Genomic DNA, 26,609 nt, shown 5'->3' with positions numbered 1-26,609 from the left:
GTTAAAATGTGTCAGTGCTTATTATGTTTTAATCGCCTTTTATTTCATTGTATTTAAAGTAATTCTCAATCAAAATGTGAGTTTGTTATAGGGATGTAAATATAATTCCATGATTTTTATATGGAAATTTTTTCTGAGAAAAAATAATCATTGACTTAAATAGGCTATTTTCCTGCTTTGGCTGTGCTATGATAGCCGCCCTTATTATTTTTATGGTGTTTTAATCACCGTTCTGATTGCCAACACAATAAAAATATGCATAAGAAATAATACATAATGATAAAAATCAGTCGGATAGGCTAATATGCTTCTACTTATTGATAATTACGATTCATTTACTTACAACTTATACCAATACTTTTGTGAGTTAGGGGCTGAAGTTGTTGTAAAACGTAATGATGAAATTACCATCGAAGAAATTGAACAGCTTTCGCCTACACATCTTGTGATTTCACCTGGGCCATGTACACCGGATGAGGCTGGCATCTCTCTTGAGGCGATAAAATATTTTGCAGGTAAGCTTCCCATTTTAGGTATTTGCTTAGGGCATCAAGCCATTGGGCAAGCTTTTGGTGCATCAGTTGTTAAAGCACGAGAAGTTATGCACGGTAAAACCTCTGCTATTCACCATAATCATCAAGGAGTATTCAAAGGCTTGAACCGGCCCTTGACGGTGACACGTTACCACTCTCTGGTAATTGCGGCAGAGACACTCCCTGTTTCTTTTGATGTATCAGCATGGTCACTGAATAATGGTGATGTTGATGAAATCATGGGAATACGGCACAAAACCTTGCCTATAGAAGGCGTTCAGTTCCATCCTGAAAGCATTCTGAGTGAGCAAGGCCATGAATTACTAAATAATTTTCTAAAATATTAATTTATAAATCTGGTTCAGAATAAATTAATTATGCATATTATGCCCTTTGCTATTGCTCTTTTTTGATTTTTTATTCATATTTAATGATTATATTTTCATTATCGCATTAAATAAGAGCAGGTGAGGGGTATGTCAGAACAATACGCAGCAGAACAACACGCAGTTAATCGGCAGACTTTCGATCAAGTTATGTTACCTATTTTTTCGCCGGCGGAATTTATTCCAGTTAAAGGTGAAGGTAGCCGAGTCTGGGATCAGCAAGGTAAAGAATATATTGATTTTGCTGGTGGGATCGCGGTTCTTGCTTTAGGGCATTGTCACCCTAGTTTGGTAGCTGCTGTGCGTGAACAAAGTGAAAAGCTATGGCACGTGAGCAATATTTTCACCAATGAACAGGCGTTAAAACTGGCTCAAAAATTAACGAATGCGACATTTGCTGACCGTGCGTTTTTTGTGAATTCCGGCTCAGAAGCTAACGAAGCCGCGTTTAAATTAGCGCGTCGCTACGCTATCACTAAATATAACCCATATAAAACGAAGATTATTGCTTTCAAACAAGCCTTCCATGGGCGCACATTATTTACCGTCTCGGTTGGCGGGCAAGCGAAATATGCAGATGGTTTTGGGCCAAAGCCTGCGGATATTATTCATGTGCCTTTTAATGACCTGGATGCGGTCAAAGCGGTCATTGATGAAAATACCTGTGCTGTGGTGTTAGAGCCCGTACAAGGGGAAGGTGGTGTCACGCCTGCAACATCAGAGTTTCTACAAGGAGTTCGCAAGCTGTGTGATGAAAATAATGCATTATTGATTTTTGATGAAGTACAAAGCGGTATGGGGCGTACAGGTAAATTATTTTCTTATATGCATTACAACGTTGTGCCTGATATTTTAACCACGGCAAAAGCATTGGGTGGCGGTTTCCCTATCAGTGCAATGATTACTACTGAAGAAATTGCGAAAACGATGGAAGTGGGTTCGCATGGTACCACTTATGGCGGTAATCCATTAGCTTGTGCAGTAGGTAATGCGGCGTTTGATATTATTAATACAGAAGATGTATTAAATGGCGTTCAAAAGCGTCGTGAATTGTTTATTGCTCATTTAAATAAACTGAACGATAAATACGGCATTTTTTCTGAAATCAGAGGAATGGGGTTATTAATCGGCGCGGAGTTAGATGGCAAATTATTAAACCGTTCGAAAGATATTTTGCAAGCCAGTGCAGTAGAAGGGCTGATGATGCTCAATGCAGGCACTAATGTATTGCGTTTTACGCCTTCGCTGATTATTTCGGAAGAAGAAATTAATAGCGGCATGGCGAAATTAGAAACGGCGATTGAGAAGTTGCTAGGTTAACCATTGTATTAAAGGTGCAGAAATGAATTTTCTGCACCTCACCCTTACCTTTGCTTTAATTAAGCTTCTACCTTATGCGTTAAATTATTTAATTGAATTCTTATTTCAGTAGAATTGGCTTCTTCCTTTTCTATTTCTTTTTTGAGATGGCTCAAATCATTGACTGTTTCCTGTGATTTTTTAATTGAGTATCTAAATTTGTAGTATCTGGCTTTCCATTATTTGAAATTATTTTTGGTGAGCTTCCATTTAGTGCAAATTGATATATTTTACTATTATGTTTAGCTCTTGATATTGATGTGTTAGTTTGATAAATTTCCCCATTAAATTTATATGTTATTTTTTTTGGTTTCACGGGAATGTATGTTTTTTTATGAGGCGTTTCTGTATTTTTTAATTTTTGATTTTCTAGCTCATGACTTTTTTGATTAATAATATTATTAATCACATCTCTATTTTCAGCCTCTTCTGAGCTATAACCTGATTCATCAACTGTTTCTGAAAAATAACTTGAGGAATTTGAGCTTAGGCTCTCATTACTATTGAATATGTTTTTTTTAGATGTAAGTTTTATGTTTTCCTCTTCATTTTTTTTAAGAGAACTGAGTCGAACATTTAATTCATTAATGAGTCCATTCATAGTGTCAATGGTAGCACTAAATTTAGTATTTCTTTTATTAAATGGGGATGAAATACATTCACTAATTAAATCTTGAGTGGATTTTGTATATTTAAATTTATCATCTGCATTGTTGAAATGTTCATAATGTAGTATCTTTTTTTCGAGTTCATGAATTTCATTTTTTAGACTTTTAGTTTGAATAAATTGTTCTTTATCCTTGTCTGAAAGTGATATAGGAGGGTTCTTTTCTTCGTTTATAACCCCTATGTCTTGTTTGTTAGCCTTTTGTATTTCAGATACCCCATTTTTGCTATAGAACTTAACGCTGTATAAATCTTCCTTTCTAGGATTCAGTTTGTTTTTAACCACTAAAGCTTGAATCTTGCCTGTTGATTGTATTTTTTCAATCGAATTATAAAAGAATTGTTTTATTTTATTGATACCAAAATCGTTAATTAAAAGATTTTTTCTGTTGGTATTAATTAGCTCGGCATTAGCGCTGGTGATTTTCATGTGCGTATTTTCCAGGTTGATTTTTATTGGTAAATCATGTTCTATAGTGATGCTATTTTCAAAGATATCTGATGGGGAAACTAAATCATCTTGATAATAGGTATAAGGCAATAAGAGTTTTTCAACAGGTGGTGAGTAAGGTAGTTGGCTTAGCTCGGGTTGTTCTCTCTTGTAAAACTCACAAGTTTTAATAGCGAAATTTACTTTCTTATAACCTCCAGTATTTAATGGTTTAATAACATTTAATCCTTCAATAAATGAAAGGTTTTTGGATGTAATTTTTTTATTATCCATACAGCTAGGTGATTTTTTTATATTATTTTCTTGAGTATTTAACTCCACGACTAATAATCTCCTAATAATGATTAACTCCTATTATCTTAGTTTGATCATTAGCTAGAAAAATATAAAGAAACGACACTCATTAAAAAATGATATATAAAGAATCGTATTTTGGAGAAATAGCGTTATACCCATGTTATAACGCTATTCGAAATGCGCGCCTCGCCAAGAGAGCGAGGCTGAAAGGTTAATTAACGTGTGCCGTAAACAACGATGGTTTTACCATGTGCAGAGATCAGATTTTGATCTTCAAGCATTTTCAAAATACGGCCAACTGTTTCACGGGAACAACCCACGATTTGGCCTATTTCCTGACGGGTAATTTTGATTTGCATACCGTCTGGATGTGTCATCGCATCAGGTTGTTTGGCTAAATTCAATAGAGTTTGAGCAATACGGCCTGTAACGTCTAAGAATGCGAGGTTACCGACTTTCTCAGATGTTGTTTGTAGGCGACTAGCCATTTGCGCAGAAAGGCGCATTAAAATATCAGGGTTAACCTGAATCAATTGACGGAATTTTTTATATGAAATTTCAGCAACTTCGCAGGCTATTTTTGCTCTAACCCACGCAGTACGTTCTTGCCCTTCTTCAAATAACCCAAGCTCACCAATGAAATCCCCCTGATTCAGGTAAGAGAGGATCATTTCTTTGCCTTCTTCATCTTTAATTAAAACAGCCACCGAACCTTTAACGATATAGTAAAGGGTTTCTGCTTTCTCACCCTGATGGATAAGAGTGCTCTTGGATGGATATTTATGAATATGGCAGTGTGACAAAAACCATTCAAGAGTAGGGTCTGTTTGTGGCTTGCCGAGAACCATTAGCGTTATCCTCTGTATGTTATTGCAGCCATTCGGAAAAACGTACAAGAAAGGCTGGCTTTAAAGTCACTAGCTTAGCATATTAATTTGCCTTATATACCTTTAAATAATCAAGGGGCTGATTACTTCAGCGCTTTTGATTGCTTTTGGTAACGCAAATTGATATCAACACTATAATATGATCAATTAAACCGTTGAGTTTTGATCTTAATCCTATCAACTAAGTATTGTTTGTAGCATATTCAATAAAGAAAGTCTTCCCTGTATCGCTTCAGCCAAATAAAGTTGATATAACATTCCTTATATCTATGGAACAATGTAGCCTTTAAACCGATTTCATTTCAAGGGGAAATACAATGGAAGCAAGAGTAAAGTGGGTTGAAGGGCTTTCTTTCTTAGGAGAGTCTGCGTCTGGGCACCAGGTGATGATGGATGGCAATGCGGGTGATAAAGCCCCAAGCCCAATGGAAATGGTGTTAATGGCAGCGGGTGGTTGTAGCGCGATTGATGTCGTTTCGATTCTACAAAAGGGCCGCTATGATATTACGGATTGTGAGGTGAAATTAACCTCACAGCGTCGCGAAGAAGCCCCTCGTTATTTTGTGAAAATCCATTTACATTTTATTGTAACAGGGAATGAATTAACGGAAAAAGCGGTCGAACGAGCCGTTCAACTTTCTGCTGAAAAATATTGTTCAGTCGCATTGATGTTAGAGAAAACCGTTGAAGTCACACACAGCTTTGAAATAAAAAACTAAAAATAAATTTAATTTTTATTGGTATATTTGAATTGAAAGATGCTTACCTTAATTAATGATAAGCATCTTATTTTTTAATCAAAAAATAATTTAATTATTGTTCTTTTGATTAATTAGTTTTTCGACTATTGGTGCCATAATTAATTCCATTGCTAAACCGAGTTTCCCTCCTGGGACGACAATTGTATTCATTGCTGAAATAAAAGAGCCGGATATCATTGACAGCAAATAGGGGAAATCAATTTGCTCCAGCCCACGAAAGCGGATCACAATAAAGCTTTCGTCTTGTGATGGGATAGCTTTAGCTGAAAAGGGGTTAGAGGTGTCTACCGTAGGAACGCGTTGAAAATTGATATGGGTGCGAGAAAATTGTGGCGTGATGTAATTAATATAGTCTCCCATTGAACGTACAACAGAGTCCATAACCGCTTCGCGGGAGTGCCCTCTCTCTGTGGTATCGCGGATCAATTTTTGGATCCATTCGAGGTTGACAATAGGGACAACACCTACAAGCAAATCAACATGTTGTGCAACATTATGTTCTGGAGTGACAACGCCACCATGCAGCCCCTCATAAAATAAAATATCTGTTTTGTCTGGTAGTGGCTCCCAAGGGGTAAATGTCCCAGGTTGCAAGCCATACGGTACCGCTTCATCATAAGTATGTAGATATTTACGGGACTGTCCACAACCTGTTTTTTCATAGTCGATTAAGGTTTGTTCAAGCAACGCAAAATCATTCGCTTCGGGGCCAAAGTAACTGATGTGCCGGCCTTGTTCTCTGGCTTTACGGATAGCCATATCCATTTCAGGGCGTGTATAGCGATGAAAGCTATCCCCTTCTAATGTTGCTGGTTGGATATTTAATTGGTGAAAAACTTTACGAAATGCTTGGCTAGTTGAGGTTGTGCCAGCTCCGCTCGAACCAGTGATAGCAATGATTGGGTGCTTTTTGGACATCGTGGACTCCCTGTGTTGCGCTTATAAGCACTATTTTAATCAATAGTGCATGAAGCGGATTAACGGGTGTTAGGGTTTTGAGTTTTATTTGATGGTTTTACGACATGATTGTGTGGAAAACCTGTAACTTAATTCATGATAGATGATGACGTAAAAATGAACCATAGAATAAAAACATCAGACAGAAAAACTCCCCTTAGGCATGAAATTAACCGATTCATGCAATTCAGACCAGACTAGCACAATTTCACCAGAAACTAACTGCCGTTTCACATCGTTGACCTTATCTTGTAAGCTTTTTTCATGGGAGCCGTAGTCGGTTCCTTCCCGTAAGACATAGCTTTCAATTAGGTTTTCCAATGTTTCAGGTTCAAGTTCTTGCCAAGGAATAATCACATTATTTCCTTATCTAAATAAGGCGTTAACCATTGAGGGATGCGTGTTTCTAACCACATTTGCGGTTTTCTCAAGGTACCGCTCACAAAGCCTACGTGCCCACCATGTTCTGTCATTTGGTATTCCACATTGTGGGGTAAAAATGATAAATCAGGAACAACCTCAGGCGCCATAAATGGGTCATCTTTAGCGTGGATAATCAATGTTGGCTTCGTGATGTAAGCTAATTTAGGTAATGCGCTGCATTTTTGATAATAATCTGTCGCATCATCAAAACCATGAATACGAGCAGTGATCACATCATCAAATTCACGGATGCGTTTTAGTTGTTTAAGCTGCAGCAAGTTTAAAGGTAGTGAGCCAGGGTAGCGTACCAATTTACGCGTTGCATTACGTTTTAAGCCATTTAGTAAATAGCGTTGATAGAATTGAGATATTCCTTTTTCCATCCGCAAAGAACAGGCTTCTAGCATTAATGGGGCCGAAACCACGACGCCCGCATCTAAATCTGCATTTTGCCCACTTTCTGCGAGATAGCACGCTAACATATTACCACCAAGAGAATAGCCGACTGCGGCCGTCGGCGTATCACCATAGGTTTGTTTTAACCAACGGAGAAAATAGCGAGCATCACTGGTTTCACCTGAATGGTAAATTCGCTGTTGGCGATTGGGTTCACCGCTACAACCGCGAAAATGCATAATTACACCCAACCAACCATGCTTTTGTGCCGTTTCTAGCATCCCGTGGGCATAAGGGCTCTTAAAATTACCTTCGAGACCATGGAAGATCACTAAACGTGGCTTATGTGCCGCTAGCTCAGGTTTTTCACTCCAAGCGAGATCGATAAAATCGCCATCAGGCAATTCAAGCCGCTGCCATATAGGTTTGATTTTCGGTGTTCTACGGAAAATCCTTGGCAGTAATGTTTGGAGGTGTGGATTTTTAGCCCAACTTATTGGACGAAAGTTTTCTGACATAGCCTTATTTTTATTTAATGGAGACTCTTGTGAGTCACATAACATACTGTTATTTTTTTGTGATGCAAGTAAACAAATTTGAGTTTGAGGCTAAATTATAAATGACATTGGGGCTGGTTTTTTCTCTTTTTACGTTTTTATTCATTGCTGCAGTCACTCCCGGCCCTAACAATATGTTGCTAACGTCAAGTGCAGCAAACTACGGTTTTCGCCATACGATAATATTATGCCTTGGTATTATGTTAGGGATGCAGTCAATACTCTATCTCTCCGCATTCGGGGTTGCTGCACTTTTATTGCTCTATCCTGCGCTTCATGTCGCCTTAAAATTCGCCGGAAGTCTATATTTGCTATGGCTAGCATGGAAAACAGCGACAGCAAATTATGCACCACTGAAGACGAATAGCGAAGTTGCGAAAAGCATTACTTGGTATCAAGGCGGCTTATTACAGTTTTTAAACCCCAAAGCATGGATGATGGGGCTAGGCGCTGTCGGGGGATTTAGCCTCCCCGGTGAATTATTTACCCAATCTATTTTAATGATGAGTATCGCATTTGTGATAGTTAACTTAGTGGCGGGTTTAATTTGGATGGGGTTTGGTTCATTAATCAGCCTATTTTTACGTAGCCGCCGTGCTTGGTTTATTTTTAACTGGGTAATGGGGATTTTAACGGCTTTGTGCGTTCCCCTGATTTGGTTGGAATGATTTTCTGATAAAAGTGCAGTTTATAGACTCATCAAAAAGCAGCCCATGGGCTGCTTTTTTGTTTAATCGAGTTATTAGTCTAAATCGACGTTTTTAGTTCCGAAAAAATAAGTAAAAATAAAGCCGAATAAGTAGGATGTAAATAACCCGCCAACATAAACTAACATCCCTGGGAACACGCCATCAGCAGAGGTCATCATTGGGATAGCGACTAAGCCAGACGGGCCAAAGACAGTATTTAAACCAACTGGTAAACCCATCCAAGCCACGAGTCCAACAAAGAACCCCCCAGCAGCACCGCCTAAACATGCGGTGACAAACGGCTTCATTCGAGGAAGGGTTACACCGTAGATAAGTGGTTCACCGACACCTAAGAAACCTGGAATGATGGCCCCGCGAATCTGATTACGTAACACTGAATCTTTTGCGGCTTTAACATACAACGCCATTGCGGCACCAACTTGCCCACCACCTGCCATCGCTAGGATAGGGAAAAGTGAGTTAAAGCCTTGGGTTTCAACGAGTGCCATATATACCGGAACAAAACCTTGGTGCACGCCAAACATTACTGCAATTAAGAATAGCCCAGCAAGTATAGCGGTTCCGAATGGGTTGCTGCTTAAATGAACAAAAAGCCACGACATACCAGAGAATAACCAACTGCCAATTGGCATGATGAAGATAAACACTGCAGCACCAACAATTAACAAGGTAATTGTTGAAGTTAAAATCATATCAAGGTTGGCTGGAATAATTTTACGTACTTGTTTTTCGACCCATGCCCCAAAAATACACGCAATTAATACCCCAATAATGTTACCTCTTGGGTCGATAGCCAACCCGAAGAAGCTATTCATATCAGAATAGAACCCCTTAGCTATTTCAGGGTTGTACCCAAGAACAAACAGTGAAGCAATGATGGCGCCATTTACTGCGCTACCGCCAAAGGCTTTTTGAGTGTTATAACCGATAAGAATACTTAGGAAGCTAAACAGCCCTTTGCTAAATACCGACATATACAGAATCGTATGTACGAGTAGGGTCTGCTCTTCAGGTTTTGTCGGGAGCCCTGCTGGAAAATAGGTTTGTTTCGCCAGAGTTGCAAAACCTAATAGTAAGCCCGCAGCAATAAAACCTGGAATTAGCGGAGTAAATATGGTGGCAAATTTGGATAAAAATCGGTGAACGGCACTGGTTTGTTTCTTTTTCAGTTGCTGCTTATTTGCGGATGCAATATCGTTCAGATCCTGAGGCTGGGCTGCTGCTTCGTGGTTATCCTCTTCATCACTATCTAAAAGTTGGTTCATCAAGTCCGCGGCAGTTTGCGCTTTACCTGGGCCAAGGATCACTTGCAGTTGTTCATCACTTTCAATAACGCCAAGCACTCCTGCAATTTGTTTGAGTGCAGCTTTATCGACTAGCTGGTCATTGTTGAGTGTGAGCCGCAAACGGGTCATACAATTGCCCGCTAATTTAATATTACGGCGTCCTCCAACGTGTTGCAGGATCTGCTGTATCATTTCTATTGTTATTTTAGCCATACTATTTATCCCATTGAAGTCCGCAAGTTAGGCGGATGAGGCCATATTGAGAGCCGTACGAATAAAACCGTTGTTATCTAAGAGTAGTTGACGTGCGTCATCGGCATTTAAACCCGATAACACCATTAAAATGGCAGTTTTGCAGTGCCGGTTACATTGTTGAAGGGCGGTCTCTGCGGTAGTTCGGTCGCAGTCGGTTGCTTCCATCACAATTTTAGTTTGTCTTTCAATGAGTTTGGCATTTGTTGCTTCGACATCGACCATTAAATTACCAAACACCTTTCCAATACGGATCATCGCCCCAGTGGTGATCATATTCAGCACTAATTTTTGTGCTGTTCCTGCTTTCATGCGTGAAGAACCGGTGACAACCTCTGCACCTACAATGGGAGTAATAGCAATATCTGCGGCATTGGCAATTGGGCTATTTGGGTTACAGCTAATGGCCGCTGTTGTTGCACCAACAGCCTTCGCGTAAGCTAAAGCGCCTAATACATAAGGCGTTCGCCCACTGGCTGCGATACCAACTAACACATCATTATCATTAAATTGAATATCTTTGAGGTCTTGTTCACCCAGTTCAGGCTTATCTTCTGCATTTTCTACGGCACGGAAAATAGCTTGATGGCCACCGGCGATTAAACCCACAACTTGTTCATGTGGCGTCCCATAAGTTGGCGGGCACTCACTGGCATCAAGGATCCCTAAACGGCCAGAGGTTCCTGCACCTGAATAAATCAGACGACCGCCTTTTAAGAAAGCCTCTGCGACTTTATCAACCAGTTGAGCAATTTCAGGGAGCACTTTTTCAACTGCTAACGGAACGAGCTTATCCTCATCATTAATGACCTTCAGCATTTCAGCCGTTGATAGTTGGTCGATATTAGTACTGGCTGCATTGCGGCTTTCAGTTACCATTTTGCTTAAGTCGATAGTCATAAAAATTGCTCCTAAATCAGTTATTGGGCTAATATAAGGAATTATTTATTCCTTATATGTGATTAACATCACGGTGCTATCTATTCTAACTTGTGAATATACAAGAATATTTTGTGATTAATTTTATAAGCTAAAGTCACGACTCTTTGAATTATAAGTATTATTCATCAGGTATCAGTGGCTTGATTGAGGAATAATTTATTATTATTTTTTTATCTATAGGTCTGGCTATTACAATTATTATTAGAGGTCACCATGACATTATTGGACATCATTACCTACTCACTACCGCGATTAGCGGAAAACCAACGCAAAATTGCCCAATTTATCCTTGAAAATCCCGAAAATGTACTAAATTTGTCGTCTCAGCAATTAGCGGAAATTTTAGATGTTAGCCAATCAGCCATCGTTAAGTTTAGTCAGAAAGTTGGCGTAAAGGGGTATCCTGCCTTGAAACTTGCACTTAGCGAGATTATTGGGCGCCAACAACTCAAAGATGGAGCGCCTCATTCTGCTCTACATAACCGTATTGCGCCTGATGATAACTTGATGGTTGTTGCTCAGAAACTCGCAATGGAAAAAAATCACTCCATTACAGAAACAACAAAATTAATTGATTTCAAGCAGTTTGAACGCATTGTTGAGCGAATAGACCAATCACAGCGAGTACAGATTGTCGGGATTGGTGGGTCAGGTTTAACCGCAAAAGACCTCAGTTACAAATTACAAAAAATTGGTATCACAACACTTGTGGAGTCAGACCACCATGTGCAAATTGCTGCGGCGCTGACTCTCAATACTCATGATGTACAAATCGTTATTTCTTTTACAGGAAGACGTAAAGACATGCTAACAGCAGCGAATATTGCGCGTAAGCAAGGGGCATGCGTCATCGCGATTACTCGTGATTGTGATTCCCCCTTGGGGCAACTTGCTGATTATGTTCTTGAAAGTATCGCGGAGGAAGATGAATGGCGTAGTTCATCAATTTCTTCAAGAACCGCACAAAATACGCTAACAGACTTGATCTTTATGGCGTTATTACAACGAAGAGAAGCGAAAGCGAAGTCGTTGGTTATGAATGCAAGAGTAGTAATTAATAAATTAGATGAATAGCTGGCGGCTTGAATTCTCATCGATAACTTTGCAATAAAACCTTATTTACGTTAAGACTAATATTATAAGTATTTTGATTTTAAAAAGTTAAAAGGGAGTTATTGATGAGAGCACTCATAGTTTATACGGAATTAACTGATGACGACTCCGTTATTAGCCATGCCGTAGCAAGACTCGCCAGTGAACTTAACGATGAGCACGTAGAAACCGTGATCATTCGTAATTTTGAAGATGGAATGGCATACATTCGGTCAAATACCAGCATTGACTGCTTGTTATATGGCCGTGATATGTCAGACAAGCAAGAACAAACTCAGGCACATCAGTTAATTACCCAACTTCACCGTAGGCAAGAAGATGTCCCCGTATTTTTATTAAGTGATCGTGAAGAAGCTTTGACGGCATTCGACCGCAAAATGATGGAACAAGTCGATGAATTTGCATGGATTTTAGAAGACTCCGCAGATTTTATTGCAGGTCGTGTCCTTGCCGCGATCATCCGCTACCGCGCCAATTTACTGCCCCCTTTGATGAAAAGTTTGATTAAATACAGTGATGTACATGAATATTCATGGGCAGCACCGGGGCATCAAGGTGGTGTTGGGTTCACCAAAACTCCCGCAGGTCGCATTTATCATGATTTCTTTGGTGAAAACTTATTTCGGACGGATATCGGTATTGAGCGGGTTGCTGTGGGTTCACTGTTAGACCATACCGGCGCATTTGGTGAGTGTGAAAGGAATGCTGCGCGTATATTTGGTGCTGACCAATCTTACTCCGTGGTTGTGGGAACATCGGGTTCGAACCGAACGATTATGCAAGCTTGTATGACAGATAATGATGTTGTTGTGATTGACCGTAACTGCCACAAATCTATTGAGCAAGGTTTGATCTTAACAGGGGCAAAACCGGTTTATATGACACCAAGCCGTAATCGTTATGGCATCATTGGCCCGATTTATCCTCAAGAAATGACACCCGAAGCGATTACTGAAAAAATCGCTAAAAATCCATTAACTTCGGATAAAATAGGCAAACGTCCTGCATATAGCGTCGTAACCAACTGTACTTACGATGGCGTGTGCTATCACGCACGTAAAGTACAGGATTTGCTGGATGAATCATTGGATAGAATCCATTTTGATGAGGCATGGTACGGCTACGCACGCTTTAACCCTATCTATCGCGACCACTTTGCGATGCGTGATGACCCTAGAAAAGACGATGAGCCCACCGTTTTTGCAACTCACTCTACGCACAAATTATTGAATGCACTTTCACAAGCTTCATTTATCCACATTCGAAATGGCCGTAATGCGATTGATTTTAATCGTTTTAACCAAGCCTATCATATGCATGCGACTACTTCGCCGCTATATGCAATTTGTGCCTCAAATGATATTGCCGCAGACATGATGGACGGTAATAGTGGGCGTTCACTCACTGATGAAGTCATCCGTGAAGCTATCGACTTCCGTCAATCACTGGGCTACCTATACAAAGAATTTATCAATGACGATGAGTGGTTTTTCAAACCATGGAATCAAGAAATGGTGAAAGACCCAGCAACAGGCAAACGCTATGCTTTTGAAGATGCGCCTGTTGAGCTGTTGATGAAAGAGCAAAGCTGCTGGGTGATGAACCCTGAAGATAAATGGCATGGTTTTAAAGATATCCCTGAAAATTGGGCGATGCTTGACCCGATTAAGGTGAGTATTTTGTCGCCGGGAATGGGAGATGACGGTAAATTACTGGATAGCGGCGTCCCAGCCGCGTTAGTCACGGCATGGTTAAACCACTATGGTATTGTACCAACCCGCACGACTGATTTCCAAATTATGTTCTTGTTTTCTATGGGGATCACAAAAGGAAAATGGGGAACCCTGGTCAATGCGTTGCTGTCGTTTAAGCGCCATTATGACAACAATACGGCACTGAAAAAAGTATTACCTGAAGTGGTTGAAGCGTCTCCTGAGATCTATGGCGAGATGGGGCTACGTGATTTAGGCAATAAAATGTTTGTGTATCTACAAAAAAATAACCCAGGTGGCCAGTTAAATCAGGCTTATGAGCAACTCCCCGCCGTGATGATGAGCCCACGCGATGCCTATCAAGAAATTGTTGCTAACCGCGTTGAGGCGATTCCTTTAGATAAACTAGCCGGACGTATTGCCGCTAACTCGATTATTCCCTATCCACCGGGTATTCCTATGTTGTTATCAGGTGAAAGTTTTGGCGATAAAAATAGCCCGCATATCGGCTATTTGCATAGTCTTCAAGCGTGGGATAGAGAATTTCCGGGTTTTGAACATGAAACCGAAGGTACTGAAATTATTGATGGCCAGTATTATGTGATGTGTGTGAAAGAATAAGATTCAGTAATGATAAAAACGAAAAGCTATCAAAAGATAGCTTTTCGTGATTTTAATGGATTGTGATGTTTTATAACGAATTAATTTAATTCAAACTCACTAGTCATGGTTTCTAACTGCTCTTGCAATTCCATCCACTCCATTTCCACATCTTCAAGCGCTGCTTTGTGTTCAGTTTGTTTTTTCAAACATTCCGTCAATTCGGCTTTTTTATCTTGTTCGTAAATGGTGGCATCAGAAAGTTTTGCTTCTAGCTCATTTAGGGCATTCGAGTGCTTATCCATTTGCTTTTCCAATTCCGTGATTTTTTTGCGGATCGGTTGAGTCAGTTGGCGGAACTCCGCTTCACGACGTTTTTGGTCTTTTCTATCTTGTGCCGTCACCGTTGCAGCGGCTGCTGGCTTGTCTTTTTCTTGTTGATCACGCGCTTGCTGTAATTCGAGCTTATTTTGCTCTGCCAGCCATTGTTGGTAATCTTCTAAATCACCATCAAATTGCTCTACAGAACCGCCGTGGACCAAATACAGTTCATCGGTAGTGGTGCGCAGTAAATGCCTATCATGGGAAACGACAACTAAAGCACCTTCGAAGGCCATTAAGGCTTCAGTAAGTGCTTGCCGCATATCTAAGTCCAAGTGGTTGGTTGGTTCATCGAGCAACAGTAAATTAGGGCGTTGCCAAACAATTAACGCGAGTACTAAGCGCGCTTTTTCCCCACCAGAAAAACGGCCGCTTGGGTCAGTAACTTGGTCGCCTTTAAAACCGAAGCCCCCTAAATAGTCACGTAATTGTTGCTCAGTTTGTTCAGGCGCAAGGCGAACTAGATGCTGTAGAGGCGATTCTTCAGGGTGCAAGTACTCTAATTGGTGCTGGGCGAAATAACCGAGTTTAATCCCTTTTGCGAGGGAAATTTCCCCCTGTAACGGTGGCAAATCGCCCGCTAACATCTTAATTAATGTGGATTTACCTGCACCATTTCGGCCTAATAATCCAATACGTGAGCCTGGTACTAAGTTCAGCTTGATGGATTGTAAGATGACTTTTTCACCATAGCCTGCGCTGACTTTTTCCATTTTTAATAATGGATTCGGTAAGCTTTCTGGTTTACGGAATGAAAAATGGAATGGGTTATCCACATGAGCTGGGGCAACCATTTCCATTCTTTCAAGCATCTTAATACGGCTTTGTGCTTGTTTAGCTTTGGTGGCTTGCACTCTAAAACGGTCAATATAACTTTGCAAGTGTGCAGCTTTAGCCTGCTGGCTTTCATATAGTGCTTGCTGCTGAGCCAGTTTTGTTGCGCGCTGACGTTCAAATGAAGAGTAGTTGCCCGTGTATTCGAACATGGTTTCTTGTTCGATATGCAGCACTTTATCAATAATCGGGTCGAGGAAATCCCTATCATGGGAAATCAAAATCAGGGTGCCTTGGTAGCTTTTTAACCATTTTTCTAACCAAATCACTGCATCTAAATCAAGGTGGTTGGTTGGTTCATCAAGTAGCAATAAATCTGAACGACATAACAAGGCTTGTGCTAAGTTCAAACGCATCCGCCATCCACCAGAAAATGATTTTACTGGAGAGTTTAATTGCGCTTGGCTGAAACCTAAACCATGTAGCAAACTGGCTGCACGGGAGCGGATGGTCCATGCATCAATGGCATCAAGTTGCCCATGAACCACAGCGATGGCATGGCCGTCATTTTTTTCATTGGCTTGTTGAAGTTTTTGCTCTAAAGCTCGGAACTCGCGATCACCATCAATCACATATTCAAGAGCGGGCACATCAAGGGCAGGGGTTTCTTGGTTCACCCATGCCATGGACCAATTGCTTGGAAAGGTTGCAGAACCTGCTTCAGCTTGTAATTCGCCTTTTAATAACGCAAGAAGCGTCGATTTACCGCAGCCGTTTTTACCCACTAAACCAACTTTTTGGCCGGGGTTAATAGTCGCAGTGGCATTGTCCAGTAGGACACGAACACCTCGGCGAATTTGGAGTGAAGAGAAAACAATCATAGCAACCGTCTATTAAAAATATGTTAGATTATCAACGTATATACTCTAAATAATTTACGGTGCTGTTAGGCGACAAGCACATGAGTCGCTAGGAGCCTAATTAAGTAGGTGACTAGTGCGAATGCGCGTAGTCAACAACACAGCAACGTGAAGTATGACGAGTATAGCAGGCTGCATGGTAACGGAAAATGTTCCGTCTGACACGCCTTTGAGGAGGGAAAGATGTCAAATACACCGAAAGTGCTGGTGGTCTACGCTCACCCGGACCCCGACGAATCGATGGCTAATAAGGCGTTATTGGAGGCAGTGCGTGATTTTGACCATGTGACTGTACACGATTTATACGCAATTTATCCAGATTATTTTATTGATGTAACCGCGGAACAAAAATTACTGTGCCAGCACGATATCATTATTTTTCAACATCCTCTCTATACATATAGTTGCCCTGCGTTGTTGAAAGAGTGGTTTGACCGCGTGTTAACTCGCCGTTTTGCGACCGATGTAGGGTACCAAAAATTAAAAGGCAAATACTGGCGTTCTGTGATTACCACAGGCGAGCCTATTCACGCTTACCAATATGATGGATATAACCATTATCCACTTACAGAAATACTTCGCCCATTTGAATTGACCGCATTAATGTGTGATATGCAGTGGTTGGAACCAACCATTATTTATGCAGCACGTCGGCAGCCTAAAGAACGATTTGAACAGATTATCGATGACTACCGCCAATGGATGCAACAGCCGCTAGGTGCGGGAGGGTTATCCTAATGTCAGAACTAGGGCTATTTGAATCCGTTATCATCTTCCTCTGCGCAGGGGTAGTCATGGTACCTATTGCACAAAAAATCCGCTTAGGTGCTGTACTGGGGTATTTGCTTGCCGGGATCATGATTGGGCCATTTGTTTTTGGCTTTATTCGTAATGTTGATGATATTTTGCACTTCTCCGAAATGGGAGTGGTGTTCCTGATGTTTCTCATCGGGTTAGAGCTAAAACCTTCTAAATTATGGGAGCTTAGGCGCTCGATTTTCGGTGTAGGTACGCTTCAAGTGGTTGTCACTGCGGCTATCATGGCGTCACTGTTGTTTTTAGCCAAATTTTCTTGGCAAGCTGCCATTGTTGGTGGATTAGGAATGGCGATGTCATCAACGGCAATGGCACTTCAGTTGATGAACGAAAAAGGGATGTCCAACAAAGAAAGCGGGCAACTTGGTTTTTCTGTTTTACTTTTCCAAGATATGGCCGTGATCCCAATCATGGCACTGATCCCGTTGCTAGCTGGGGACTCAGCAACCAGTGATTGGCAAAAGATTGGTTTGAAGATTGTGGCGTTCGCAGGTTTATGGGTAGTTGGCCGCTATTTATTACGGCCGATGTTCAGGCTTGCCGCTAAATCTGGCGTTCATGAAATTTTTACGGCTGCAGCGCTGTTGGTGGTATTAGGTTCTGCACTCATTATGGAAAGCCTTGGGTTTTCTATGGCTCTGGGAACCTTTATGGCAGGGGTCATGTTAGCGGAAACAGAGTTCCGCCATGAGCTGGAAATTAATATCGAACCGTTTAAAGGTCTGCTACTGGGGCTATTTTTTATCTCAGTAGGTATGTCATTGAATTTAGATGTGTTGTGGGCTTATTTACCACAAGTATTGATTGCTGTTGCGGTATTAGTCGCAGTCAAAGCGTTAGTGCTTTACGGACTGAGTTTAGCCGCTAGGCTTCGAAATGGAGCAAGAGCTCAATTTTCCGGGGTGCTTAGCCAAGGTGGTGAATTTGCTTTTGTGATCTATGCAACTGCTTTTGGTGCAAGTGTGATAAATGAACGGCAGATGGACTTATTACTGGTAGTTGTCACACTTTCGATGATGACTACTCCACTTGTGATGCAGTTGATAGATGCCTATTTAAACTACCGTTATAATCAACAACCAGCCTCGAGTGAAAAACCATTTGTAGAAGACAATGACCCACATGTTATTTTGGTCGGTTTTGGTCGCATGGGGCAGGTGGTTGGCCGTTTATTAATGGCGAATAAGGTTAAAATTACAGTACTAGAACAAGATGTTACGGCGATTAGTACCATGCGCCGCTACGGCTATACGGTCTATTACGGTGATGCACGTGAACTGCAATTATTGCGCTCAGCAGGAGCCGATAAAGCAAAATCTATCGTCATCACCAGTGATGTGCCTGAAGAAGTGATGGAAATTGTGCAAATTTGCCAAGAAAATTTCCCTAACTTACATATTATTGCACGTGCTAAAGGTCGCCTTGAGGCCCATGAGCTATTACAAAGTGGAGTGACTGATTTTAGCCGTGAAACATTCTCGAGCGCACTTGAATTAGGAAGCAAAGCGCTTGTTAGCACAGGGATGCATCCTCATAAAGCTTATCGCGCGAAGCAGCATTTCCGCCGTTTAGACATGAAAATGCTTAGAGATATTTACCCAGAGAATGAAAATAGTGATAGCGGGCAAATTTCACGCATTAAAGAGGCACGTCGTGAACTGAATGAACTCTTTGAGAAAGAAATGCAAAGAGAACATCGGCAGCCTCATAGCTGGAATAATGAACAATAAGGGTTAGAAATGGCTTCAACACGTAAACGCTTTATTGCCGGGGCGACGTGCCCTAAGTGCAAGTCACAAGACACATTAATGATGTGGCGTGAAGATAAAATTGATGTTGTCGAGTGTGTCAATTGTGGCGATCAGCAACGCCAAGCAGGGGATGAAGCAACGGGACATGTTAGGCAAAAAGAGCAGGTTATTGGAATTTTTACACCTGAATAATAGAAATTTGTCAATTCTCAATACATCACTATAGTTTTTCGGTACAATTGGCAAAAATTTTTCCCTTACGGGTAGTAGGAGATGTCATGAAAGTAGCAAAAGACTTGGTGGTCAGCTTGGCTTATCAAGTAAGAACAGAAGACGGTGTTTTAGTTGATGAGTCGCCAGCAAGCGCGCCAATGGACTATTTGCATGGTCGTGGGTCTTTAATTTCAGGTTTAGAAAAAGCATTAGAAGGTCGCTCTGTCGGCGAAAACTTCGATGTTGAAGTCGCTTCAGACGATGCATATGGCCAATACGATGACAACTTAGTTCAACGTGTTCCTAAAGATGTATTTATGGGCGTTGATGAGCTAGAAGTCGGCATGCGTTTCTTAGCTGACACTGACATGGGCCCAGTTCCTGTTGAAATTACAGGTATCGAAGGTGATGAAGTTATCGTTGACGGTAACCACATGTTAGCAGGTCAAAACCTGAAATTTAATGTTGAAATCATGGCTATCCGTGAAGCAACAGAAGAAGAAATCGCACATGGCCACGTCCATGGTGCAGGTGGTCACGACCATGACCACGACCATGAAGGTGGTTGCTGTGGCGGTGGCGGTCATAACCACGGTTCAGAAGGCGGTTGCTGCGGTGGCGGTGAAGGTCACGGACACGGTCACAAACAAGGCGGCTGCGGCTGCCACTAATACCTCGTATTAGTGTTTGTAAAAAAAAGGAAGCGAAAGCTTCCTTTTTTTCATTTAAAATCAATAGGTTCGCATTTTAAATTAATAATGTGGTGGCGGCGTTTCTTCTTCAGGCCTTGCTAAGTGAGAATCTTGGGATGATTTCAGCCTTTCAGCTACAATGCGTAAATGTTCCTGCAGACGGCTCATTTGCATTTGTTGGTCAGTAATAACCTGGTTTAGTTGTTCAATCGCCAGTTCTTGAAAGGCAACTTTACTTTCTAAAAGTTCTAAGCGTTGTTCAAATGTATCAGATGAGTCCATATTCGACTCTCCTTAAGCGTTTATATCGTAATTAAACCATCATAATAACTGAACATTACAAATCAATAGATAAGTTTTAGTTAAAGATATAGGCGACGAAACGACTTTTTGTTAATGTGGTCTCAGTAGTTATTATATTTTTTTAATACTCAATGGGGTAACGGGGTCTAAACTTAAAGAGCCCTACCCATAAAACGAATAGTTCGCTATTCGAATATAATCGAATAAAAGTTATCGGAGACTAGGATGAAATCACTGTTTAAGGCAAGCCTTTTAGCAACTACGCTAGCATTTACTTTTGCTGCTCCGCAAGTGATGGCAGCGGAAGCCAAAGCACAAAGCAGCGCATTCAAAAACGCAGAAGAGCGTAATGCGTATGCACTGGGTGCGTCTTTAGGCCGCTACATGCAGAATTCTTTAGAAGAACAAAAAACAATTGGTATTAATTTGGATAAGGCTCAATTACTCGCTGGTGTCCAAGATGCATTTAACGGCAAAAGCAAAATGACCGATGCAGAAGTTGAAGAAACATTGCGTCAGTTTGAAGGTCAAGTCAAAGAAGCTGCCGACAAAAAAATGAAAGAAGAATCAGCCAATAATGAGAAAAAAGGCGCTGAGTACCGCGAAAAATACGCGAAAGAAAAAGGCGTTGTTAAAACTAAATCAGGCTTACTGTACAAAATTGAAAAAGACGGTACAGGGGCGAAACCTAAAGCAGATGAAACCGTTGTGGTTCACTACAAAGGTTCTTTGATTGACGGTACTGAATTCGATAGCTCATATTCACGTAATGAGCCACTGACAATTCCATTAAATTCAGTTATTAAAGGCTGGACTGAAGGTTTAGTTAACCTGAAAAAAGGCGGCAAAATGCAGTTGGTTATCCCAGCTGAATTAGCTTACGGCGAAAATGGCGTGCCGGGTATCCCAGCAAATTCAACATTAGTCTTTGATGTTGAATTATTAGATATCAAACCTGCTGCTAAATAAGTCCTCACTAAGCATTAGCTAAGTGTATTTTGATGCCCAATGCATTCATGCCTTGGGCTTTTTTATATTTCTCATCAAAAAAACTCTCAAATTGTTTAAAACTTGTGATAAAACAGACTGTCTTGCATTCATTCGCTTGACGGCAACGCCGTGGAGTTTTAACTTCAGAAGACTCTATTTTATTTTTTATCATCACAATTGTTGGCTACAAACAAAGTAATGAAGGCCAAATAGTCGAATAATGAACGCCTTTTTAGTCAACAGGATGAGTTTTTACATTAGAAGGATGATGTTGAAATGTCTGATTCTATACAATCACACGACCTCAGCGATATTAACATATTGGATAACCAACCTTTTTCTGAGACAGACCATGAGATTTTAAAATCGTATGAAGCTGCTGTGGATGGTCTGGCAATGCTAATCGGTGGGCACTGTGAAATTGTTCTTCACTCTTTAGAAGACCTAAACTGCTCTGCAGTCAGAATCGCAAATGGCCAGCACACTGGGCGTAAAATCGGCTCACCGATTACAGACTTAGCGTTGAGAATGCTGCATGATATGGCAGACGAAGAATCGAATGTCTCGAAGGCTTATTTTACGAAAGCGAAAAGCGGTGATTTAATGAAATCCGTTACTATTGCTATTCGTAACCGCAAGCAACGTGTGATTGGCTTATTATGTATCAATATGAATTTAGATGTGCCGTTCTCTGAAATTATTCAATCGTTTGTTCCAGAAACTAAGCAAGAAGTTACTTCAGATGTAAACTTTGCCTCTTCAGTTGATGACCTTGTCGCACAAACATTGGAGTACACAATTGAAGAAGTTGGCGGTGATCGTAATGTCTCAAATAATGCGAAAAACAAGCAAGTAGTTCTTAACCTATATGAAAAAGGTATTTTCGATATTAAAGATGCCATTAACCAAGTTGCTGACCGTTTGAACATTTCTAAACACACCGTTTATTTATACATTCGTCAATTCAAGAGCGGTGAATGAGTAATACAAATTCGTTAACCTACTGCTTAGTTGTGACAGGCCCTGCTTATGGTACACAACAAGCAGCGAGTGCGTATCAATTTGCAAAAGCCCTTCTTGAAGAAGGGCATATATTGAAAACACTCTTTTTTTATCGTGAAGGGGTTTTTAATGCGAACCAGCTTACGTCACCGGCAACAGATGAATTTAATTTAGTTTCAGCTTGGCAGGAACTGGCAAAACAATCTGGGTGCGAAATGCATATCTGTGTTTCTGCCGCATTGCGTCGGGGGGTTGTTGACCAAGAACAAGCGCAAAGTTTATCACTTCCAACGGCTAACCTTGCTGAGGGCTTTATCATGAGTGGGTTAGGAAGCCTTGCGGAAGCGATGATAACCACAGACCGGACAATTCAATTCTAAGAACAGCTCAATACAAGGTACCGTGTGAAAAAAATAGCTTTTGTCTTTACAACCATGCCCCATGGAAATGCCAGTGGCCGAGAAGGGTTAGATGCATTATTAGCAACTTCAGCACTGACAGAAGACATTCAGGTGTTTTTTCTCTCTGATGGCGTTTATCAGCTTCTAGCAAACCAACATCCCGCTGAAGTGCTTGCTCGAGATTACATCGTAACATTTAAAATATTGCCGTTATATGACATTGAAAAAGTTTATCTCTGCGGCTCTTCGCTACAAGAACGGGGGCTGGGAGAGCATTGTGAATGGGTTTTAACACCAACAATTCTTAGCAAGAAAGAGGTAAGCGCTAAAATAGCGGAATGTGATGTGGTGCTTAATTTTTAATCTATTGTGTGAATTTTGAGCTTGGGTTGTTTTTTGATCTATAGTAGGATCTTTTCTATGCTGTATACATTAGTAACATCTCCGTTTAAATGTGATTTTTCTACAATGGTAGGCTTTATTACGGCTGAAGATGTCGTTTTACTGATGCAAGATGGCGTGGTTGCGGCAGTCGCACAGTCGCCTTATCTTGTTGCACTACAAAAAACAGGGGCGCAGTTGTACGCTTTGGATGTAGACATCAATGCTCGTGGGTTGCAAAATACCCTATCAACCGCAGTTTCTGTAATCACATATCAAGGTTTTGTGAAGCTAACAGAAGTCCAAAAACAACATTTTGCCATATAAAGGCACTAAAAGTTGTATATTTCTTGACACCTGAGCCAGTCAGCAATAAAATTTCGCGTCCTCGTGTATCGTCATGTTGGCGAACGGGGTCAAAATCCGTGTTTACGAAGCAATAAAACCAGGAGCTTTTTTAATAATGGCAACTATTAATCAGCTGGTACGCAAATCTCGTAGCTCGAAAGTTGTTAAAAGCAACGTTCCAGCACTGGAAGCTTGCCCGCAAAAACGTGGCGTATGTACTCGTGTATATACTACCACTCCTAAGAAACCAAACTCAGCATTACGTAAAGTATGCCGTGTTCGTTTAACTAACGGTTTCGAAGTTTCTTCCTACATCGGTGGTGAAGGTCACAACTTGCAGGAGCACTCCGTTATCCTTATCCGTGGTGGTCGTGTTAAAGACTTACCAGGTGTGCGTTATCACACCGTTCGCGGCGCACTGGACTGTTCTGGTGTTAAAGACCGTAAGCAAGCTCGTTCTAAATACGGCGCGAAAAAACCTAAGGCTTAATGGATTTCCGTTAAGTAAGGCCAAACATTTTAATCTTAATGTCAAAATACTCTCGTAGAGTTTTGGACAAACCTGAATTAACAACGGAGTCATATCCATGCCACGTCGTCGCGTAATAGGTCAACGTAAAATTCTTCCAGATCCTAAGTTCGGATCAGAATTACTGGCCAAATTTGTAAATATCCTGATGGTAGACGGGAAAAAATCTACTGCTGAAGCAATCGTATATAACGCACTTGAAACCCTTGCTCAGCGTTCTGGTAAAACTGAACTTGATGCATTCGAATTAGCACTAGATAACGTGCGTCCGACTGTGGAAGTTAAATCCCGCCGTGTTGGTGGTTCAACTTACCAAGTTCCAGTTGAAGTTCGCCCGGTTCGTCGTAATGCCCTGGCAATGCGTTGGATCGTTGATGCTGCTCGTAAACGCGGTGATAAATCTATGGCGCTTCGCCTGGCAAATGAATTATCAGACGCTGCTGAGAACAAAGGTTCCGCTGTTAAGAAACGTGAAGACGTTCACCGTATGGCAGAAGCTAACAAGGCGTTCGCACACTACCGTTGGTAAGTTCTTACCCACATTAGTGATGTATCTCAGGGTAGCCATTTGCTACCCTTTATATGAAGCATTGAACGCCCACGAGAGAGGAAAAAATGGCCCGTCAAACGCCCATAGCACGTTATCGTAATATCGGTATCAGTGCACACATCGACGCCGGTAAAACCACAACTTCTGAACGTATTCTGTTCTATACTGGTGTAAACCATAAAATTGGTGAAACTCACGAAGGTTCTGCAACAATGGACTGGATGGAGCAGGAGCAAGAGCGTGGTATTACTATCACATCTGCAGCGACTACTGCATTCTGGTCTGGTATGGCAAAACAGTATGAGCCACACCGTATCAACATCATCGACACCCCGGGACACGTTGACTTCACTATCGAAGTAGAACGTTCTATGCGTGTTCTTGATGGCGCAGTAATGGTTTACTGTGCAGTTGGTGGTGTTCAGCCACAGTCTGAAACTGTATGGCGTCAGGCTAACAAATATAAAGTTCCACGTATCGCGTTCGTTAACAAAATGGACCGTATGGGTGCGAACTTCTTACGTGTTGTTGAGCAATTAAAATCACGTTTAGCTGCTAACGCAGTTCCACTGCAATTACCAGTCGGCGCAGAAGAGTCGTTCACTGGTGTTGTTGACTTGCTGAAAATGAAAGCAATCAAGTGGAGTGATGAAGACCAGGGCGTTACCTTCGAATACGAAGATATCCCTGCGAACATGCAAGAAGCTGCTGAAGAGTGGCACAACAACCTGATCGAAACCGCAGCAGAAGCATCAGAAGAACTGATGGAAAAATATCTGGGCGGTGAAGAACTGACTGAAGCAGAAATTAAAGCTGCATTACGTCAACGTGTTCTTGCAAGCGAAATTATCCTGGTTACCTGTGGTTCTGCATTTAAGAACAAAGGTGTTCAGGCGATGCTGGATGCAGTTGTTGATTACTTACCTGCGCCAACAGATGTACCTGCAATTAATGGTATTCTGGACGATGGTAAAGACACTCCTGCAGAGCGTCACGCAAGTGATGATGAGCCATTCTCATCATTAGCATTTAAAATTGCAACCGACCCATTCGTTGGTAACTTGACGTTCTTCCGTGTTTACTCTGGTGTTGTTAACTCAGGTGACACAGTACTGAACGCAGTTAAAGCGAAGAAAGAGCGTTTTGGCCGTATCGTACAGATGCACGCTAACAAACGTGAAGAGATTAAAGAAGTTCGCGCTGGTGACATCGCGGCTGCTATCGGTCTGAAAGACGTAACTACAGGTGATACTTTATGTGCAGTTGATGCACCAATCATCCTGGAGCGTATGGAATTCCCAGAGCCAGTAATCTCTGTTGCAATCGAACCGAAAACTAAAGCTGACCAAGAAAAAATGGGTATCGCATTAGGCCGTTTGGCTCAAGAAGACCCATCTTTCCGCGTATCAAGTGATGAAGAGACTAATCAGACTATCATCGCTGGTATGGGTGAGCTGCACTTAGACGTTCTGGTTGACCGTATGCGTCGTGAATTTAAAGTTGAAGCGAACGTTGGTAAACCTCAAGTTGCTTACCGTGAAGCAATCACTATGAAAGTGACTGATATCGAAGGTAAACACGCGAAACAGTCTGGTGGTCGTGGTCAGTACGGTCATGTCGTTATCGATATGTTCCCTCTGGACAAAAACGATAAAGACGGTGTTCCAATGGATTACGAATTTGCCAACGACATCAAAGGTGGTGTAATTCCTACTGAATACATTCCTGCAGTTGACAAAGGTATCCAAGAACAGCTGAAATCTGGCCCATTAGCTGGTTACCCGGTTGTTAACATGGGTGTTCGTTTACATTTCGGTTCTTACCATGATGTTGACTCCTCTGAATTGGCGTTTAAACTTGCGGCTTCAATCGCGTTTAAAGATGGCTTCAAAAAAGCTAAACCAGTTCTGCTTGAGCCAATCATGAAAGTTGAAGTGGAAACACCAGAAGACTACATGGGTGATGTTATTGGTGACCTGAACCGTCGTCGTGGTATGATTGAAGGTATGGATGACCTGCCTACTGGTAAAGTCGTTCGTGCACAAGTACCATTGTCAGAAATGTTCGGTTATGCTACTGACCTGCGTTCTCAGACACAAGGTCGTGCTTCATACTCTATGGAGTTCCTGAAGTACAATGAAGCACCAAACAACGTTGCACAAGCTGTAATCGAAGCTCGTAACGCTAAATAATCGATTTTTATCGGTTAACTACTTTAATTTAAGTTCCTTCTTTATCGTGAAGAGGGAACTCCATAAGGAATAGAGTCG

The 26,609-nt window shown here is 41.3% G+C and carries 27 protein-coding genes; 18 read left to right on the top strand and 9 right to left on the bottom strand.

The window, feature by feature from the left end; translation table 11 throughout:
• Positions 1 to 304: 304 nt before the first annotated feature.
• Both PR834_RS17490 and PR834_RS17485 read left to right on the top strand, forming a co-directional pair.
• A complete protein-coding gene (locus PR834_RS17490) occupies positions 305 to 880 on the top strand; it encodes an aminodeoxychorismate synthase component II (protein WP_004265957.1) in 576 nt (191 codons plus the stop codon).
• Between the two features lie 129 nt (positions 881 to 1,009).
• Positions 1,010 to 2,239, top strand: coding sequence for an aspartate aminotransferase family protein (locus tag PR834_RS17485; RefSeq protein ID WP_272536827.1), 1,230 nt, complete (start codon positions 1,010 to 1,012; stop codon positions 2,237 to 2,239).
• A 151-nt stretch (positions 2,240 to 2,390) separates the two neighbouring features.
• On the opposite strand, the gene PR834_RS17480 is transcribed toward PR834_RS17485, so the two are convergent.
• Positions 2,391 to 3,716, bottom strand: coding sequence for a hypothetical protein (locus PR834_RS17480; protein ID WP_164561246.1), 1,326 nt, complete (start codon positions 3,714 to 3,716; stop codon positions 2,391 to 2,393).
• A 191-nt stretch (positions 3,717 to 3,907) separates the two neighbouring features.
• A complete protein-coding gene (crp, locus tag PR834_RS17475) occupies positions 3,908 to 4,540 on the bottom strand; it encodes a cAMP-activated global transcriptional regulator CRP (RefSeq protein WP_004262556.1) in 633 nt (210 codons plus the stop codon).
• A 356-nt stretch (positions 4,541 to 4,896) separates the two neighbouring features.
• On the opposite strand from crp, the gene PR834_RS17470 reads away from it, so the two are divergent.
• Entirely contained in the window at positions 4,897 to 5,298 is a 402-nt protein-coding gene (locus PR834_RS17470) for an OsmC family protein (protein ID WP_004262554.1), read from the top strand.
• A 90-nt stretch (positions 5,299 to 5,388) separates the two neighbouring features.
• On the opposite strand, the gene PR834_RS17465 is transcribed toward PR834_RS17470, so the two are convergent.
• The 3 genes from PR834_RS17465 to PR834_RS17455 all read right to left on the bottom strand — a co-directional run bounded on the left by PR834_RS17465 (position 5,389) and on the right by PR834_RS17455 (position 7,634).
• Positions 5,389 to 6,258, bottom strand: coding sequence for a phosphoribulokinase (locus tag PR834_RS17465; RefSeq protein ID WP_272536826.1), 870 nt, complete (start codon positions 6,256 to 6,258; stop codon positions 5,389 to 5,391).
• Positions 6,259 to 6,435: 177 nt separating this feature from the next.
• Entirely contained in the window at positions 6,436 to 6,654 is a 219-nt protein-coding gene (locus PR834_RS17460) for a YheU family protein (protein ID WP_004262551.1), read from the bottom strand.
• Positions 6,651 to 7,634: a hydrolase gene (locus PR834_RS17455; protein ID WP_036958590.1), complete on the bottom strand. Its 984-nt coding sequence runs from the start codon at positions 7,632 to 7,634 to the stop codon at positions 6,651 to 6,653. The genes PR834_RS17460 and PR834_RS17455 overlap by 4 nt, the downstream gene beginning before the upstream one ends.
• Before the next feature lie 101 nt (positions 7,635 to 7,735).
• Here PR834_RS17455 and PR834_RS17450 point away from each other — a divergent pair, with 101 nt between their 5' ends.
• Entirely contained in the window at positions 7,736 to 8,341 is a 606-nt protein-coding gene (locus tag PR834_RS17450; protein ID WP_004262547.1) for a LysE family translocator, read from the top strand.
• 74 nt (positions 8,342 to 8,415) lie between these two features.
• Here PR834_RS17450 and murP read toward each other — a convergent pair whose 3' ends face one another.
• Positions 8,416 to 9,882: a PTS N-acetylmuramic acid transporter subunit IIBC gene (gene murP, locus PR834_RS17445; RefSeq protein WP_262960636.1), complete on the bottom strand. Its 1,467-nt coding sequence runs from the start codon at positions 9,880 to 9,882 to the stop codon at positions 8,416 to 8,418.
• A gap of 27 nt (positions 9,883 to 9,909) precedes the next feature.
• On the bottom strand, positions 9,910 to 10,821 hold the full coding sequence (gene murQ / locus PR834_RS17440; protein ID WP_004262531.1) for an N-acetylmuramic acid 6-phosphate etherase: 912 nt from the start codon (positions 10,819 to 10,821) through the stop codon (positions 9,910 to 9,912).
• 255 nt (positions 10,822 to 11,076) lie between these two features.
• Here murQ and PR834_RS17435 point away from each other — a divergent pair, with 255 nt between their 5' ends.
• Positions 11,077 to 11,937, top strand: a complete 861-nt coding sequence (locus tag PR834_RS17435) for a MurR/RpiR family transcriptional regulator (RefSeq protein WP_004262528.1) — start codon at positions 11,077 to 11,079, stop codon at positions 11,935 to 11,937.
• 104 nt (positions 11,938 to 12,041) lie between these two features.
• Complete coding sequence (gene adiA, locus PR834_RS17430) at positions 12,042 to 14,309, top strand: arginine decarboxylase (protein ID WP_262960637.1); 2,268 nt, start codon at positions 12,042 to 12,044, stop codon at positions 14,307 to 14,309.
• 80 nt (positions 14,310 to 14,389) lie between these two features.
• On the opposite strand, the gene PR834_RS17425 is transcribed toward adiA, so the two are convergent.
• Positions 14,390 to 16,324, bottom strand: coding sequence for an ABC transporter ATP-binding protein (locus PR834_RS17425; protein ID WP_112307474.1), 1,935 nt, complete (start codon positions 16,322 to 16,324; stop codon positions 14,390 to 14,392).
• A 222-nt stretch (positions 16,325 to 16,546) separates the two neighbouring features.
• Here PR834_RS17425 and kefG point away from each other — a divergent pair, with 222 nt between their 5' ends.
• The 4 genes from kefG to slyD all read left to right on the top strand — a co-directional run bounded on the left by kefG (position 16,547) and on the right by slyD (position 19,814).
• Positions 16,547 to 17,101 (top strand): glutathione-regulated potassium-efflux system ancillary protein KefG, encoded by a 555-nt coding sequence (gene kefG, locus PR834_RS17420; protein ID WP_196724765.1) that lies wholly within the window; start codon positions 16,547 to 16,549, stop codon positions 17,099 to 17,101.
• On the top strand, positions 17,101 to 18,909 hold the full coding sequence (gene kefB / locus PR834_RS17415) for a glutathione-regulated potassium-efflux system protein KefB (RefSeq protein WP_004262513.1): 1,809 nt from the start codon (positions 17,101 to 17,103) through the stop codon (positions 18,907 to 18,909). Before kefG ends, kefB begins: the two co-directional genes overlap by 1 nt.
• A gap of 9 nt (positions 18,910 to 18,918) precedes the next feature.
• Positions 18,919 to 19,122 (top strand): YheV family putative zinc ribbon protein, encoded by a 204-nt coding sequence (locus PR834_RS17410; protein ID WP_004262510.1) that lies wholly within the window; start codon positions 18,919 to 18,921, stop codon positions 19,120 to 19,122.
• 86 nt (positions 19,123 to 19,208) lie between these two features.
• On the top strand, positions 19,209 to 19,814 hold the full coding sequence (slyD, locus tag PR834_RS17405; protein ID WP_181488835.1) for a peptidylprolyl isomerase: 606 nt from the start codon (positions 19,209 to 19,211) through the stop codon (positions 19,812 to 19,814).
• A gap of 81 nt (positions 19,815 to 19,895) precedes the next feature.
• On the opposite strand, the gene PR834_RS17400 is transcribed toward slyD, so the two are convergent.
• Positions 19,896 to 20,117, bottom strand: a complete 222-nt coding sequence (locus PR834_RS17400; protein ID WP_004262507.1) for a SlyX family protein — start codon at positions 20,115 to 20,117, stop codon at positions 19,896 to 19,898.
• Between the two features lie 246 nt (positions 20,118 to 20,363).
• Between PR834_RS17400 and fkpA the strand changes: the two genes are divergently transcribed.
• The 8 genes from fkpA (at position 20,364) to fusA (ending at position 26,531) form a co-directional block, all read left to right on the top strand.
• Complete coding sequence (fkpA, locus tag PR834_RS17395) at positions 20,364 to 21,107, top strand: FKBP-type peptidyl-prolyl cis-trans isomerase (RefSeq protein ID WP_004262506.1); 744 nt, start codon at positions 20,364 to 20,366, stop codon at positions 21,105 to 21,107.
• A 297-nt stretch (positions 21,108 to 21,404) separates the two neighbouring features.
• Entirely contained in the window at positions 21,405 to 22,109 is a 705-nt protein-coding gene (locus tag PR834_RS17390; protein ID WP_004262503.1) for a helix-turn-helix transcriptional regulator, read from the top strand.
• Positions 22,106 to 22,510: a sulfurtransferase complex subunit TusD gene (tusD, locus tag PR834_RS17385; RefSeq protein WP_115166426.1), complete on the top strand. Its 405-nt coding sequence runs from the start codon at positions 22,106 to 22,108 to the stop codon at positions 22,508 to 22,510. Before PR834_RS17390 ends, tusD begins: the two co-directional genes overlap by 4 nt.
• 24 nt (positions 22,511 to 22,534) lie before the next feature.
• The gene (tusC, locus tag PR834_RS17380; RefSeq protein WP_004262499.1) at positions 22,535 to 22,894 is read left to right on the top strand and encodes a sulfurtransferase complex subunit TusC; all 360 of its coding nucleotides are present in this window, start codon (positions 22,535 to 22,537) and stop codon (positions 22,892 to 22,894) included.
• Positions 22,895 to 22,951: 57 nt separating this feature from the next.
• Positions 22,952 to 23,239, top strand: a complete 288-nt coding sequence (gene tusB / locus PR834_RS17375) for a sulfurtransferase complex subunit TusB (protein WP_181488831.1) — start codon at positions 22,952 to 22,954, stop codon at positions 23,237 to 23,239.
• Between the two features lie 136 nt (positions 23,240 to 23,375).
• A complete protein-coding gene (gene rpsL, locus PR834_RS17370) occupies positions 23,376 to 23,750 on the top strand; it encodes a 30S ribosomal protein S12 (RefSeq protein WP_004265905.1) in 375 nt (124 codons plus the stop codon).
• Between the two features lie 97 nt (positions 23,751 to 23,847).
• Positions 23,848 to 24,318, top strand: coding sequence for a 30S ribosomal protein S7 (gene rpsG / locus PR834_RS17365; protein ID WP_004262486.1), 471 nt, complete (start codon positions 23,848 to 23,850; stop codon positions 24,316 to 24,318).
• 86 nt (positions 24,319 to 24,404) lie between these two features.
• On the top strand, positions 24,405 to 26,531 hold the full coding sequence (fusA, locus tag PR834_RS17360) for an elongation factor G (RefSeq protein ID WP_004262483.1): 2,127 nt from the start codon (positions 24,405 to 24,407) through the stop codon (positions 26,529 to 26,531).
• Positions 26,532 to 26,609 lie beyond the last annotated feature (78 nt).

This window comes from Providencia sp. PROV182 (assembly GCF_028480325.1).
GTDB classification, from domain to species: domain Bacteria; phylum Pseudomonadota; class Gammaproteobacteria; order Enterobacterales; family Enterobacteriaceae; genus Providencia; species Providencia hangzhouensis.
This window is presented reverse-complemented; position numbering and strand designations above follow the sequence as displayed.

What these genes read in the sequence shown, in the direction of transcription:
- PR834_RS17490 (WP_004265957.1), top strand. Translation starts at nt 305, where the DNA reads ATGCTTCTACTTATTGATAATTACGATTCATTTACTTACAACTTATAC.
- PR834_RS17485 (WP_272536827.1), top strand. Translation starts at nt 1,010, where the DNA reads ATGTCAGAACAATACGCAGCAGAACAACACGCAGTTAATCGGCAGACT.
- crp (WP_004262556.1), bottom strand. Translation starts at nt 4,540, where the DNA reads ATGGTTCTCGGCAAGCCACAAACAGACCCTACTCTTGAATGGTTTTTG.
- PR834_RS17470 (WP_004262554.1), top strand. Translation starts at nt 4,897, where the DNA reads ATGGAAGCAAGAGTAAAGTGGGTTGAAGGGCTTTCTTTCTTAGGAGAG.
- PR834_RS17465 (WP_272536826.1), bottom strand. Translation starts at nt 6,258, where the DNA reads ATGTCCAAAAAGCACCCAATCATTGCTATCACTGGTTCGAGCGGAGCT.
- PR834_RS17455 (WP_036958590.1), bottom strand. Translation starts at nt 7,634, where the DNA reads ATGTCAGAAAACTTTCGTCCAATAAGTTGGGCTAAAAATCCACACCTC.
- PR834_RS17450 (WP_004262547.1), top strand. Translation starts at nt 7,736, where the DNA reads ATGACATTGGGGCTGGTTTTTTCTCTTTTTACGTTTTTATTCATTGCT.
- murP (WP_262960636.1), bottom strand. Translation starts at nt 9,882, where the DNA reads ATGGCTAAAATAACAATAGAAATGATACAGCAGATCCTGCAACACGTT.
- murQ (WP_004262531.1), bottom strand. Translation starts at nt 10,821, where the DNA reads ATGACTATCGACTTAAGCAAAATGGTAACTGAAAGCCGCAATGCAGCC.
- PR834_RS17435 (WP_004262528.1), top strand. Translation starts at nt 11,077, where the DNA reads ATGACATTATTGGACATCATTACCTACTCACTACCGCGATTAGCGGAA.
- adiA (WP_262960637.1), top strand. Translation starts at nt 12,042, where the DNA reads ATGAGAGCACTCATAGTTTATACGGAATTAACTGATGACGACTCCGTT.
- PR834_RS17425 (WP_112307474.1), bottom strand. Translation starts at nt 16,324, where the DNA reads ATGATTGTTTTCTCTTCACTCCAAATTCGCCGAGGTGTTCGTGTCCTA.
- kefG (WP_196724765.1), top strand. Translation starts at nt 16,547, where the DNA reads ATGTCAAATACACCGAAAGTGCTGGTGGTCTACGCTCACCCGGACCCC.
- kefB (WP_004262513.1), top strand. Translation starts at nt 17,101, where the DNA reads ATGTCAGAACTAGGGCTATTTGAATCCGTTATCATCTTCCTCTGCGCA.
- PR834_RS17410 (WP_004262510.1), top strand. Translation starts at nt 18,919, where the DNA reads ATGGCTTCAACACGTAAACGCTTTATTGCCGGGGCGACGTGCCCTAAG.
- slyD (WP_181488835.1), top strand. Translation starts at nt 19,209, where the DNA reads ATGAAAGTAGCAAAAGACTTGGTGGTCAGCTTGGCTTATCAAGTAAGA.
- PR834_RS17400 (WP_004262507.1), bottom strand. Translation starts at nt 20,117, where the DNA reads ATGGACTCATCTGATACATTTGAACAACGCTTAGAACTTTTAGAAAGT.
- fkpA (WP_004262506.1), top strand. Translation starts at nt 20,364, where the DNA reads ATGAAATCACTGTTTAAGGCAAGCCTTTTAGCAACTACGCTAGCATTT.
- PR834_RS17390 (WP_004262503.1), top strand. Translation starts at nt 21,405, where the DNA reads ATGTCTGATTCTATACAATCACACGACCTCAGCGATATTAACATATTG.
- tusD (WP_115166426.1), top strand. Translation starts at nt 22,106, where the DNA reads ATGAGTAATACAAATTCGTTAACCTACTGCTTAGTTGTGACAGGCCCT.
- tusB (WP_181488831.1), top strand. Translation starts at nt 22,952, where the DNA reads ATGCTGTATACATTAGTAACATCTCCGTTTAAATGTGATTTTTCTACA.
- rpsL (WP_004265905.1), top strand. Translation starts at nt 23,376, where the DNA reads ATGGCAACTATTAATCAGCTGGTACGCAAATCTCGTAGCTCGAAAGTT.
- rpsG (WP_004262486.1), top strand. Translation starts at nt 23,848, where the DNA reads ATGCCACGTCGTCGCGTAATAGGTCAACGTAAAATTCTTCCAGATCCT.
- fusA (WP_004262483.1), top strand. Translation starts at nt 24,405, where the DNA reads ATGGCCCGTCAAACGCCCATAGCACGTTATCGTAATATCGGTATCAGT.